Annotated in this window: 12 protein-coding genes; 5 read left to right on the plus strand and 7 right to left on the minus strand. The window is 69.4% G+C overall.

Annotated elements, in window-relative coordinates; translation table 11 throughout:
- From IY392_RS15215 to prfB, 3 genes are all read right to left on the minus strand, one after another.
- Positions 1-346, minus strand: a 346-nt coding sequence (locus tag IY392_RS15215) for a hypothetical protein (RefSeq protein ID WP_194861662.1), incomplete at its 3' end; no start/stop codon positions are given.
- Entirely contained in the window at positions 346-1,242 is an 897-nt protein-coding gene (locus IY392_RS15220; RefSeq protein WP_194861663.1) for a mechanosensitive ion channel family protein, read from the minus strand. The genes IY392_RS15215 and IY392_RS15220, both read right to left, overlap by 1 nt.
- A complete protein-coding gene (gene prfB / locus IY392_RS15225) occupies positions 1,239-2,348 on the minus strand; it encodes a peptide chain release factor 2 (RefSeq protein WP_017836577.1) in 1,110 nt (369 codons plus the stop codon). Before prfB ends, IY392_RS15220 begins: the two co-directional genes overlap by 4 nt.
- Positions 2,349-2,514: 166 nt before the next feature.
- On the opposite strand from prfB, the gene IY392_RS15230 reads away from it, so the two are divergent.
- The 3 genes from IY392_RS15230 (at position 2,515) to IY392_RS15240 (ending at position 6,107) form a co-directional block, all read left to right on the plus strand.
- Positions 2,515-3,324 (plus strand): inositol monophosphatase, encoded by an 810-nt coding sequence (locus IY392_RS15230; RefSeq protein ID WP_107755978.1) that lies wholly within the window; start codon positions 2,515-2,517, stop codon positions 3,322-3,324.
- A gap of 121 nt (positions 3,325-3,445) precedes the next feature.
- A complete protein-coding gene (locus IY392_RS15235; protein ID WP_182613813.1) occupies positions 3,446-4,852 on the plus strand; it encodes an acyl-CoA dehydrogenase family protein in 1,407 nt (468 codons plus the stop codon).
- A 49-nt stretch (positions 4,853-4,901) separates the two neighbouring features.
- Positions 4,902-6,107 (plus strand): acyl-CoA dehydrogenase family protein, encoded by a 1,206-nt coding sequence (locus tag IY392_RS15240; protein ID WP_107755977.1) that lies wholly within the window; start codon positions 4,902-4,904, stop codon positions 6,105-6,107.
- A gap of 430 nt (positions 6,108-6,537) precedes the next feature.
- Here the strand turns inward: IY392_RS15240 and IY392_RS15245 are convergent, their stop codons facing one another.
- A complete protein-coding gene (locus IY392_RS15245) occupies positions 6,538-7,038 on the minus strand; it encodes an Ltp family lipoprotein (RefSeq protein ID WP_194861664.1) in 501 nt (166 codons plus the stop codon).
- A 778-nt stretch (positions 7,039-7,816) separates the two neighbouring features.
- On the opposite strand from IY392_RS15245, the gene IY392_RS15250 reads away from it, so the two are divergent.
- The gene (locus IY392_RS15250) at positions 7,817-8,308 is read left to right on the plus strand and encodes a GAF domain-containing protein (RefSeq protein WP_107755976.1); all 492 of its coding nucleotides are present in this window, start codon (positions 7,817-7,819) and stop codon (positions 8,306-8,308) included.
- A 19-nt stretch (positions 8,309-8,327) separates the two neighbouring features.
- Here the strand turns inward: IY392_RS15250 and IY392_RS15255 are convergent, their stop codons facing one another.
- The 3 genes from IY392_RS15255 to IY392_RS15265 all read right to left on the minus strand — a co-directional run bounded on the left by IY392_RS15255 (position 8,328) and on the right by IY392_RS15265 (position 10,383).
- A complete protein-coding gene (locus IY392_RS15255; protein WP_107755975.1) occupies positions 8,328-8,849 on the minus strand; it encodes a hypothetical protein in 522 nt (173 codons plus the stop codon).
- A gap of 87 nt (positions 8,850-8,936) precedes the next feature.
- The gene (locus IY392_RS15260; RefSeq protein WP_107755974.1) at positions 8,937-9,647 is read right to left on the minus strand and encodes a peptidase S1; all 711 of its coding nucleotides are present in this window, start codon (positions 9,645-9,647) and stop codon (positions 8,937-8,939) included.
- 133 nt (positions 9,648-9,780) lie between these two features.
- Positions 9,781-10,383, minus strand: a complete 603-nt coding sequence (locus IY392_RS15265) for a TetR/AcrR family transcriptional regulator (protein WP_194861665.1) — start codon at positions 10,381-10,383, stop codon at positions 9,781-9,783.
- Between the two features lie 160 nt (positions 10,384-10,543).
- Between IY392_RS15265 and IY392_RS15270 the strand changes: the two genes are divergently transcribed.
- On the plus strand, positions 10,544-11,704 hold the full coding sequence (locus tag IY392_RS15270) for an acyl-CoA dehydrogenase family protein (RefSeq protein WP_107755972.1): 1,161 nt from the start codon (positions 10,544-10,546) through the stop codon (positions 11,702-11,704).
- Positions 11,705-11,729: the final 25 nt, after the last annotated feature.

Genomic DNA, 11,729 nt, shown 5'->3' on the forward strand with positions numbered 1-11,729 from the left:
TCGTGGGGGTTCCCGTCGGCGCGGTCGGCTCGACCTCCGTGGTGGTCGCCGGGGGTGGGGCGGGCGTCCGGATGGCGACGACGGGCTGCTCCCTCACCATCGAGTACAGGATGCCCACCACCACGAACGTCACCAGCAGGATCGCGGTGGTCCGCGACATCGAGAAGAACTCCCCGAGGAGCGAGAGGACCTTCGGTCGGGGGCGACGGGACGGGGCGTCGGGATCGGTGGTCCCGCCGAGACCCAGCGGATCGCTGGTGATCACGGGTTCCCGCCTGGTCGTCGCCGCCGTGTCGTCTGGTGTGCGGTCGTCGGGTGTCGTGTCGTCGTCTCGGCGCTCGGCCATCACGCGCTCCCCTCTCCGGTCTGCGGGCGGACCATGCCCGCCCGGATCGCGGCCAGTGCCTCCGGTTCCAGGACGATGCCCTCCGCGCGGAAACGGCGCAGGATGACCGCGCGCATCCGCCGGCCGACCTCCCACTGCATGCCGGGCTTGGTGCGGGCCAGCAGCCGGATCACGGTCTGCTCCAGGCGGATCGACTGCACTCCCATCACGGTGGGCTCGTCCAGGATGTATTGGCCCACCCGCTCGTCGTCGAGGATCTCGCGGCAGACCTCTGCGAGGACCTCGTGGGCCTTGTCCATGTCGGCGTTGTTGGGCACCGGGACGTCGATGATCGCGCGCGCCCAGTCCTGCGACTGGTTGACCGCGGTGACGATCTGACCGTTGGGCACGATCACCGCCTCACCGTCGAGGGTCCGCAGACGCGTGATCCGCAGGGTGACGTCCTCGACGGTTCCCGCCGTCACCCCCGTCGCCGTGGTGAGCTCGACGATGTCGCCGTAGCCGTATTGACGCTCGGCAAGGACGAAGAACCCGGCCAGGAAGTCCTGGACGATCTTCTGCGCACCGAAGCCCAGCGCCGCACCGAGGACGGTCGCAGGCGCGACCAGCGCGACGAGGTTGACGCCGAAGCGCAGGAGGATCTGGATCCCGAACAGGATGTAGAGAACACCCACGGCGACATACGAGATCACCTGGATCAGGGAGTGGAGGTGCTTGGACTCCTCGGACCAGAATTCCTCGCCGGCGTGGCGTGAGTCTATCCGCCCCGTCCACATCCGCGCGATCTTGGCGATCGCCCGGGTCAGCAGCGCCGCACCGAGGACGAGGAGGACGACCTCCAGGCCCTCGTTGCCCAACCACCTCAGGATCGGACTGAAATCACTCTGCAGACTCACTCCGCGTCGGCCCCCTCCCGCATCCGCCACCGGATGCCAGCCTCGATGAACCCGTCGAGGTCGCCGTCCAGGACCGCCGACGGGTTGTTGACCTCGAACTCTGTCCGCAGGTCCTTGACCATCTGGTACGGGTGCAGGACGTAGGACCGCATCTGGTTACCCCAGGAGGCGTTCCCCCCCGACCCGAGCGCGTCCAGCGCCGCCCGCTCCTCCTGCTGCTTGCGCGCGAGCAACTTGGCCTGCAGGACCTTCATGGCCGCGACCTTGTTCTGCAACTGGGACTTCTCGTTCTGGCACGTCACCACGATCCCGGTCGGGACGTGGGTGAGGCGGACCGCCGAGTCGGTGGTGTTGACGGACTGTCCGCCGGGGCCGGACGAGCGGTAGACGTCGACGCGCACCTCGTTCTCGTCGACCTCGATCGAGTCCGTCTGCTCCACCACCGGCAGCACCTCGACCTCGGCGAAGGACGTCTGCCGCCGACCCTGGTTGTCGAACGGGCTGATCCGCACCAGGCGGTGCGTGCCCTGCTCCACCGAGAGCGTTCCGTACATGTACGGGTCGTGGACGACGAACGTCGCCGACTTGATCCCGGCCTCCTCCGCGTACGAGGTGTCGTAGACCTCGACCTTGTGACCGGCCTTCTCCGCCCACCGCACGTACATGCGCATCAACATCTCCGCGAAGTCCGCGGCGTCGACACCGCCCGCGCCGGCACGGATGTTGACCACGGCCTCACGCTGGTCATACTCGCCGCTGAGCATCGTCTTGACCTCGATCGCCTCGACGTCCTCCCGGAGCTGCGCCCGCTCGGCGTCCGCCTCCTCGACGGCCCCGTCGCCCTCCTCCTCCGCGAGCTCGTACATCAGCGGGAGGTCCTCGATGCGCTGGCGGAGCTCACGGCACCGCCGCAGGTCGGCCTGGATGTAGGAGAGCTCGCTGGTGACCTTCTGCGCCCGTTCCTGGTCGTTCCACAGGTCGGGGTCGGCGGCCATCTGCTCAAGCTCGTCGACGCGACGGGCGAGTTCCTCGATGTCGAGGACCTTCTCGACCGTCGTCATGGTGGCGTCGAGGGCGGCGATGTCGGCGGAAACGTCGGGGTGCACGGCATCGGAGTCTACGCGGGTCGGCGTCCTCCTCGTGTTCGCCCACCCGCCACCCGCCCGAGGCCCGCCGCACGCCCAGCCGTCGCCTGACGGGGGTAGCGTCGCGGGGGACGGACCCGCTACCGCACGAGGTCGGCGGGCCACTGCGGACCAGCGGAGGAAGCCCATGCCCCCTGAGACCCGCCACCGGCGGCACCCCTCCGACGAGTCCGTCACGGCGATCGCGGACGAGGATCTGGCCGCCCGGCTCGTCGTCGACGCCGGGACCCTGGCGCGCCGTCTCCGTGACGACGGACTGGATGTGCACCACAAGACCTCGGTGTCCGACGTGGTCACCGAGGCGGACAGGGCCGCCGAACACCAGATCACCACGCTCCTGGCCGCCCACCGGCCCGAGGACGGGGTCCTCGGCGAGGAGGGGACCCTCGTCCAGGGGAGCCACGAGCGCAGGTGGGTCGTCGACCCCGTCGACGGGACGTACAACTTCGTCAGCGGTTCCGACTACTGGTGCTCGGCCGTCGCGGTGACCGGCCCGGACGACTACCTCCTGGGGGCCGTCCACCGCCCCGTCACCGGAGAGACCTTCGTCGGGGGTTCGGACGTCCCCACCCGCCGCAACGGCGTCCCGGTGACCCGCCTCACCCCCGGTGCGTTGGCCGCCGGGAGCCTGGCCACCTATCTGCACCCGCCGTTCTTCGCCGACCCCGACCTCGCCGATCCCTTCCACCGCGTCAGCCGGGGCGCGGCGACCATCCGGATGCTCGGTTCGGGTTCGGTCGACCTCGCGGCGGTGGCCTGCGGCGTCCACTCTGTGTGGTGCCAGCACTCGTGCCCGGAGTGGGACTGGCTCCCCGGGCGGGCGCTCGTCGAGGGCGCCGGCGGGCTCTGCGCGACCGTCGAGGTGAACGGTTACGACTGGTTCGTGGCGGGCCGTCCCGGGGCCGTCGAGGACGCGGTAGCGCTTCTCCGGGGCTGAGTTAGACGCCCTGACCTGCACTCGAGACGATTTGAGGGGAAAGTGTGGCGCTCGGAACTTACTCCGAAGTAAGATGTCCGTCGACAGCACCGTCCACCGTCCGTCACGAGAACAGCTGGTGATGATGAGCAAGAATTCGACGTCCCCGTCCACGACCGGACGCGCGGAGACCTCCACTCCGGGCAAGAACCCCACGAGGATCGACGCCATCGGAGCCGCCATGCGCGCGCTCACGACGATCACCGGGTCGGAGTTCGCCGAGCGCTTCAACCTGCGCCACAAGGTCGACCGGGTCACCTACGAGGCCACCAAGACCGGCTTCAAGACCCTCGGCGCCGCCACCAAGTCCTTCAAGAAGGTCTCCGGATCCGGCGCGCCCAAGCGCCTGCCGGACGCCGACTCCGGGTCGAGGCCCGACCTCTTCGACCTCACCCTCGACGACGACCAGCAGATGATCGTCGAGACGGTCCGGGACTTCGCCACCGAGGTCATGCGGCCGGCCGCCCACGACGCCGACCACGCCGCCGAGGCCCCGGCCTCGCTGCTGGAGCGCTCCGCCGAGATTGGCGCCACCATGCTCAACGTGCCCGAGGAGTTCGAGGGCATCGCCTCCGAGCGCGGAGTGGTGACCAACTCCCTGGTCGCCGAGGCGCTGGCGTACGGCGACATGGGGCTGGCCCTGCCGATCCTGGCGCCCTCCGGAGTCGCCACCACCCTGACCCAGTTCGGGTCCGACGCGCAGCAGAAGAGCTATCTTCCGGCCTTCGCCTCCGAGAAGACCCCGGCGGCCGCCGTGGTGGTGGCCGAGCCCCGCCCGCTCTTCGACCCGTTCGAGCTCACGACCACCGCGACCCGCGGGCCGGGAGGCTTCACGCTCAACGGCGTCAAGTCGATGGTGCCCACCGCCGGCAGCGCGGAGCTCTTCGTCATCGCGGCCTCCCTCGACGGCGCCCCGACGCTCTTCGTGGTCGAGTCCGACACCGAGGGCCTCGTGGTCGAGGCGGACCCGTCCATGGGCCTGCGAGCCGCGGGCCTGGGACGCCTCGTCCTGACCGACGTCTCGCTGCCCTCCGATGCCGTCCTGGGTGGCCCCGACTCCTCCCCCGAGGACCGGGCCGCCACCTACGCCGACGTCATCCGCCTGTCCCGCCTGGGTTGGGCCTCACTCGCCGTGGGCACCTCGCACGCGGTCCTCGACTACGTGACCCCGTACGTCAAGGAGCGCCAGGCGTTCGGCGAGCCCATCGCCCACCGCCAGGCGGTCGCCTTCGCCGTCGCCGACATGGCCACCGAACTCGACGGCATGCGCCTGGTCACCTGGCGTGGGGCGTCCCGCGCCGAGCAGGGACTCCCCTTCGCCCGCGAGGCCGCACTGGCCCGCAAGATCGCCGCCGACAAGGGCATGAGGATCGGGCTCGACGGCGTCCAGCTGCTCGGTGGCCACGGGTTCACCAAGGAACACCCCGTCGAGCGCTGGTACCGCGACCTGCGCGCCGTGGGCGTGGCCGAGGGAGTGGTGGTCCTGTGATCACCACCCACCCCGCCACCCGCCCCACCCGGACTAAGGAACTCTGACGATGATCAACCTCGAACTCCCCAAGCGGCTCGAGGCGGGCGCCAACCAGGCCCGCCAGGTCGCCACCCAGATCTTCCGTCCCGTGTCCCGCAAGTACGACCTCGCGGAGCACGAGTACCCCGTCGAGCTCGACACTCTCAAGGCCATGATGGAGGCCATGGAGGACGCCGGGCAGGCCGCCTCCGGTGCCACCATGGGGTCGGGCGGCGCGCCGCGTCGCGAGGGCGTGTCCAACGGCGGCAACATGAAGTCGCTCCTCAACATCATCGAGACGTGCTGGGGGGACGTCGGACTCACCCTGTCGATCCCGCGCCAGGGCCTGGGCAACTCCGCGATCGCCGCGGTCGCCAACGACGAGCAGATGGAGAGGTTCGGACGGGTCTGGGCCTCCATGGCGATCACCGAGCCCGAGTTCGGTTCCGACTCCGCCGCGGTGTCCACCACCGCCCGGTTGGACGGCGACGAGTACGTGATCAACGGCACCAAGATCTACATCACGTCCGGTGCCCGGGCCGACCACATCGTCGTGTGGGCGACCCTCGACAAGAGCAAGGGCCGCGCGGCCATCAAGTCCTTCGTCGTGCCGCGCGAGCACCCCGGTGTGAACGTGGACCGGCTGGAGCACAAGCTCGGTATCCGCGCCTCCGACACCGCGCAGATCACCTTCGACAACTGCCGGGTCCCCAAGGAGAACCTCCTGGGCGATCCCGAGGTCCGGGTGGACAAGGGCTTCGCCGGCGCCATGCAGACGTTCGACAACACCCGCCCGCTCGTGGCGGGGATGGCGGTCGGCGTCGCGCGTGCCGCACTGGAGGAGATCCGGGCACTGCTCGAGGAGGCCGGGCTGGAGATCGACTACGACCGGCCCGCGACCAGCCAGCCCGCCGCGGTGGCCAAGTACCTCGAGCTCGAGGCCGACTGGGAGTCCGCGTACTTGCTCACCCTGCGGGCGGCGTGGATGGCCGACAACAAGATGCCCAACACCAAGGAGGCGTCGATGTGCAAGGCCAAGGCCGGGCGCACCGGCTCCGCCGTGACCCTGGGCGCGGTCGAGCTGGCCGGCAGCTACGGCTACTCCGAGCGCAGCTTCCTGGAGAAGTGGTCGCGCGACTCCAAGATCCTCGACATCTTCGAGGGCACCCAGCAGATCCAGCAGCTGGTGATCGCGCGGCGACTGCTCGACCTGTCCAGCGCCGAGCTGAAGTGAGTCCCTGCCGCCCGCGCGGCTGAGATCGACAGGCGCCCCCGTGGATCGGTGATCCGCGGGGGCGTTCTTGGTCGTGTTGATCGATGAGTGCACCAGTCGCGCCTTAGAGGGTGGCGGGCTCGCAAGATCAGACGGGAGGAGACGCAGCAGGCGCAGAGATATTCTGTCGACACTGCCTCGACACGGCTGTCGCGCACTCACCGGTACCGAATTGCTTCAACCAGCAGTTCTGGGGTGACAACCGGCGAGTCTCCCGATGATTTGGACCGGCCGTGGCCACAACTGCGGGACTTGATCTCATGCGTACCAGGTCGGTCCGGGTTGCCACCGCCGGTCCCATACGGACTCCGCTGCGACCTGTTGTGAGCCCCACCCCGCACGACAGGGCCGCCCCCACCATCAGGTGGGCGTCCTTCGGCATCCCAGGGGGTCAGTAGACCTGGCTGGCCCCATACTCCGCTTGCTCGGGGGTGAACCCCTCGAAGACGAGCTGGTCGACCAAGCCTTGCCGGGAGAACGACGTGTAGTCCAAGTATTGCTCGGCACTCTTGGCCGCTTGTTCGTTCCAATTAGCACCGACGTTGTCGACCGCGTATTGAGCTGCGTCGTTACTGTAATTCTCGAACTCTAGCTGTCTGACCAGTCCATCTCGGGAGAATGCGGTGTAGTCGAGGTACTGCTTCGCCGAGCGGAGAGCGTTCAGATACTCGCGCGGCACCTCTGGCTCAGCAGCCTCTGGCTCTTGCGCCGGCGCGGGCTCCGGCTCGGCGGACTGGCTTTCGGCCGGGGCTTGCGTGGTGGTCTCAGCTGCGAAGGTGGCGGTCGTCGTCTCTTGAGCGGCTGTCTCGCTATCGTCGTCCCCGCCCGACACCGCAACCGAGCACAGGCCGACTGCGAACAGCACGCCGATGATGATCAGCCCCCACTTCATGCAGCCACCCCGCGCCTTCGACTGTTCCAGCGGAGGAGGGTAGGGCTGCCCGGGCTGCTGACCGTACGGCCCGGGCTGCTGACCGTACGGCCCGGGCTGCTGCGGCTGGTACTGGGGTCCGGGGTTCGTCACGTCGGGCCTTCCGTAGATGGAACTTCTTTCATATCAGGTGTGAACGACACTCACCTCCGAACTCCGAGGAAGGACACGGAGGATGAGACACCCGACCACAATTCGGCCATTAACCAGTGACGGCCCTCGCGATCTCACCACTCGTGATCCCCTTTCTTGCCTTGAAGCGTGCCGGCGCGAGCGGCGACCCAGCCGTCGAAGACGCGATACGGTCCGAGCGAGTGACCGTCCGGCAGTGGGTGGGGCGCCCTCAGTCCATCGCATGCGCGCACCGAACGGTCGGGGGCGGACACGGTCGAAGGCCGGGTTTCCGTCCCCGCCGAGGTCCCCAGCCTCCGGGGACCAAGTGGCTTTCTCGCGATGCGCACCCCGCGAACGTGCAGGGATGCGCACGTACGCCACAGGCCAGGGCCGGGACGAACGAGTGTGCCGGGAACCGGGTAATCCGTGCTCAAATCAGACGGCTGTTGCGGTTTTCAGCAAGCTCGGAGGACCCCTCGCACACGCGTGCCGAGATCCGCCGATCGCACAGTCAGGCAGCATGCCTCGGACCACGCTGCAAGTCTCGGTAACGCGTGCTGATCGTGAACCTCGACCCTTCTCTACCACGCATATCCCCCATGCCGCGCGAACAGGAGCAGAACCGATGTCCCCTGACGACGACGTCCCCCTCTTCCGGGCCCCGATGCGGTCGCGGGACGACCGGGTGCCCGACGGTGGCGGAGTCGAGCGCGGCCTGCGCCTCGGCCTCTGCGGCATGGGAGGACGCCTCGAGGGGCCGTCACCGTCGTCGCTCGCCGAAGCGGTCGACGCCGCCGCGGCGCAGCACGACTCCAGGTTGGCCCGCCGGATCGAGCGGTTCGCCGACGTCCCCGACGGCGTCTACGTCTGGACCCGGGACGTCGACGGCCACTACTGGCTCGGGCGTCTCGCGGGGCCGTGGCGCTACGACGCCTCAGACGAGGCGCACTCGGTGGACCTGGTGCACGTACGTGAGTGCACGTGGCGATCCGAACCGACAGACCGGTCGAGCGTCCCCGACGCCGTCCTGGCCACCTTCGCGCGCGGTGGCCGCAACTGGCAACGCATCCGGTCTGAGGCGGGCGCCGCCGAGTCCGCCGAACTGTGGGCGAGGTGAGGTCACCCGGCCAGCGCGCCTACCCCGCCAGGGCCGGGTCGACGAACTGCTCGTCCGCCTCGGCCCACACGTCCTCGCGCCCGATCCCGTCCGGGTCGATCCGTTCGACTGTTTCGGGCAGGTACACCATCCTCACCATCTCCTGGCCCTCCGGCTGGTCGCCGGCCGCAGAGTAGGCGGTGATCTCCACGGTCCCCGACCACTCGGAGTCCTGAACGGCGCGGAGAATGCTGATCGAGTCGTCCTGGGCGGCCTGGCTGGCGGCGGCCGGAGTGGCATCCGGCGGCAGGGGGAAGGTGACGGCGGCGAGGCCGGGTTCGAACTCGACGACGGCGCCCTCCACCTCCGCGGTGATGGCGTCGGCGAGCGCGGAGTGGGGGTCCTCCGCCGCGGGCTGCGCGGACTCCTCGGCATTCCCGGTGAACAGGAACACCAGAAGACCCACGACGATCACCACGACGATCAGCCCGAGGATCATGAACAGTCCCCTGCTGGCCCGGTCGCGTCGCTCGGGAGGAACGGTGGCATCGGTGCTGGTCATGGGTTCACCTCTCATCCGGGATGACCCCAGTCGTACCAGGTGGGCCGATGATCCACACCGATTTCGGGCGGTCCGCTCGGCGGGCCGTCAGGCCATCCGGAAACCGCGACCGGGCCAGTTGCGGTCGGTCGCATCGGTCACGATCGCATCGAACGAGTACGCCAGCGCCGGGAGGAAGAAGGGCGACTGCGCGGCGTGGAAGCAGGACGGCAGGAGTGGACCGACGCTGCCGATGGGCCCGGCGTTCGGAGGCATGTGCCCACCGGACAGCAGTCCCACCAGGCGACCGTCGCGGGTCACCGGACCACCGGAGTCCCCGTATCCCGCGCAGGCCTGGCTCCAGAACTTCGCGCCGTCGCGCTGCCACGTGATGCCACAGGTGTGCCCCGTGGACAACCCGTCCTTGCACACGACGTCACCGAACTCAGGGGCGGGACCGCGCCCGCTGACCCCGGGCTGGCGGACGGGGACCGCGGTACCCGGGTCGAGCCGGATCACCGAGTAGTCGAGGATCTCGTTACGCGTCGCGACGGTGCCGATCACCCCGGCTCCCGGGTCGCTCCGGAGGAAGACCGGGGAGTTGATCCGGTCGCTGCAGTGGGCGGCCGTGAAGGCCACCGGGGCTCCGGTGGCGTCATACCCGGCGGCGGTGAGGGTGCACCCGGCCACTCCGTTGACCAGCACCGGAGTGCCGCCGGCGACCGGGACCGCGGCCTGGGCGGCGGCGGGGGCCGCGAGTGCGGTCGCACCGGCCATCACAGCGGTCACGGCGAGCTTGGCCAGGCCGGTGAACCTCATGAGCGTGTCCTTCCCACCCCGGCAGACTGCCCGGGTAAACGCCCTGACAGCCTATCGGGCGCCGGCTCCGGCTGCACGGCGGGCGCGCCCCGCTACTCGCGGCGAGCCAGCCGTCCGACGGGCTCGTTCGGCGTCAGTGACCCTCGACCGTGATCCTGATCGACGGGCACTCGCCCGGATCCCCACCGATGTGGGCCCAGATGGCCTCGACCACGGGCCGGAGGAACACCTCCCCCACCTGGTCGACGAGCGTACGGACCACCTGCACCTTGTCCGAGGCCCTGGTGGAGGCCAGACCCCCTCGCCGCAGGCCCTCGATCTCCCTGGTGGTGAGGTCGACGATCGCCTCCAGCAACGGTGCCCCGCGACCGTCGGGTTCCAACAGGGCCCGGTTGAGGTAGCTCACGAGCTGCGGGTTCTGCCGGAGCATCTCGCGGACCGCGACGTTCCTGGCCTCCACCACCTCCGCCGGCGTCCCGGTGTGTTCCACCGTCGCCAGCGCCCCGACGACCCGCTCCACCACGAGGTCGTCGACGGCGCGGCGCAGGCCGTCCTTGGTGCCGAAATGATGCTGGATCAGGCCGATGGTCACCCCGACCTCGGCGGCGACCCGACGCATCGAGACCCGGTCCTCGCCGTACTCGGCGTACAGGGCCAGTGCGGCGTAGCGGATCCGCGCCCGCGCGGTGAGGTCCCCCTCGGCGGCACCGCCGCGGTCGGCTGTGGTCCCGGCCATGTGCGCCACCCCGTTCCTCGTCCCTCGACCGGCGTCTGCGTCCGGTCGATGTCGGAGACAATACCGCGACCATACGATTGCATAGCAAAGCATGCACTCGTATTGTGGTGGACGAGCGGGGCCGCCCGGGCCCCACGCGACCGACCCCTGGAGATCCCTCGTGTTCGAGACCGCCCCCTACCGCTCCCCGTGGATGACCGACGACCTGGACGCGCTACGCGCCCACACTCGTGCGTTCCTGGACAAGGAGACCGCGCCGAACCTCGAGCGGTGGGCCGCCGAGGGCGCGGTGGACCGAGGATTCTGGAACAAGGCCGGCGACGCGGGCCTGCTGTGCATATCCATCCCCGAGGAGTACGGAGGGGGCGGCGGCACGTTCGCCCACGAGACCGTGATCGCCGAGGAGCAGACCCGGGCGCTCGACGACGGTTGGGGCAACTCCGTGCACAGCACGATCGTCGCCCACTACCTGCTCCAGTACGGCACCGAGGAGCAGAAGACCCGCCTGTTGCCGAAGCTGGCGACCGGCGAGATGGTGGGGGCGATCGCCATGACCGAGCCCGGAGCGGGTTCGGATCTGCAGGCGCTGCGCACCACGGCGGTGCGGGACGGCGACGACCTGGTGGTCAACGGCGCCAAGACGTTCATCTCCAACGGCATGCACTGCGACCTGCTCATCATCGTCGCCCGCACCGGTGGCGAGGGTGCCCAGGGGCTGTCGCTCCTGCTGGCCGAGACCACCGACCTCCCGGGGTTCGACCGCGGGCGCAAGCTCGACAAGATCGGCCTGAAGTACCAGGACACGATGGAGCTGTTCTTCGACGACATGCGGATCCCCGCCGCCAACATCCTCGGCGGCGAGGCGGGCGAGGGCCAGGGCTTCATCCAGCTCATGCAGCAGCTGCCCCAGGAGCGCCTCATCATCGCCGTCACCGCCGTCGCCGCGGCCGAGACCGCGGTCCGCCTCGCGGTCGACTACGCCAAGGAGCGCGAGGCGTTCGGCAAGCCCATCCTGAAGTTCCAGAACCTCCGCTTCGAGCTGGCCGAGTGCAAGACCGAGGCCCTGGCGGCCCGGACCCTCCTGGACCACTGCATCTCCCTGCACCTGGAGGGCAAGCTGGATCCGGCCACGGCGTCGATGGCCAAGTACTTCTGCACCGACAAGCAGTGCGAGATCATCGACCGCTGCCTGCAGGTCTTCGGCGGCTACGGGTTCATGACCGAGTACCCGATCGCCCGGATGTACGCCTCCGCCCGCGTGCAGAAGATCTACGGCGGGACCAACGAGATCATGAAGGAGCTGATCTCCCGGACCCTCTGAGCCCCACCACCCTGAGCCCCACCAC

Origin of the sequence: Dietzia sp. SYD-A1 (assembly GCF_015356725.1) — a bacterium.
Lineage (GTDB): Bacteria > Actinomycetota > Actinomycetes > Mycobacteriales > Mycobacteriaceae > Dietzia.

Excerpts from the sequence above, each read along its gene's own strand:
- IY392_RS15250 (WP_107755976.1), top strand. The coding sequence starts at position 7,817 with ATGTCCCCTGACGACGACGTCCCCCTCTTCCGGGCCCCGATGCGGTCG.
- IY392_RS15260 (WP_107755974.1), bottom strand. The coding sequence starts at position 9,647 with ATGAGGTTCACCGGCCTGGCCAAGCTCGCCGTGACCGCTGTGATGGCC.
- IY392_RS15265 (WP_194861665.1), bottom strand. The coding sequence starts at position 10,383 with ATGGCCGGGACCACAGCCGACCGCGGCGGTGCCGCCGAGGGGGACCTC.
- IY392_RS15235 (WP_182613813.1), top strand. The coding sequence starts at position 3,446 with ATGATGAGCAAGAATTCGACGTCCCCGTCCACGACCGGACGCGCGGAG.
- IY392_RS15245 (WP_194861664.1), bottom strand. The coding sequence starts at position 7,038 with ATGAAGTGGGGGCTGATCATCATCGGCGTGCTGTTCGCAGTCGGCCTG.
- IY392_RS15230 (WP_107755978.1), top strand. The coding sequence starts at position 2,515 with ATGCCCCCTGAGACCCGCCACCGGCGGCACCCCTCCGACGAGTCCGTC.
- IY392_RS15255 (WP_107755975.1), bottom strand. The coding sequence starts at position 8,849 with ATGACCAGCACCGATGCCACCGTTCCTCCCGAGCGACGCGACCGGGCC.
- IY392_RS15240 (WP_107755977.1), top strand. The coding sequence starts at position 4,902 with ATGATCAACCTCGAACTCCCCAAGCGGCTCGAGGCGGGCGCCAACCAG.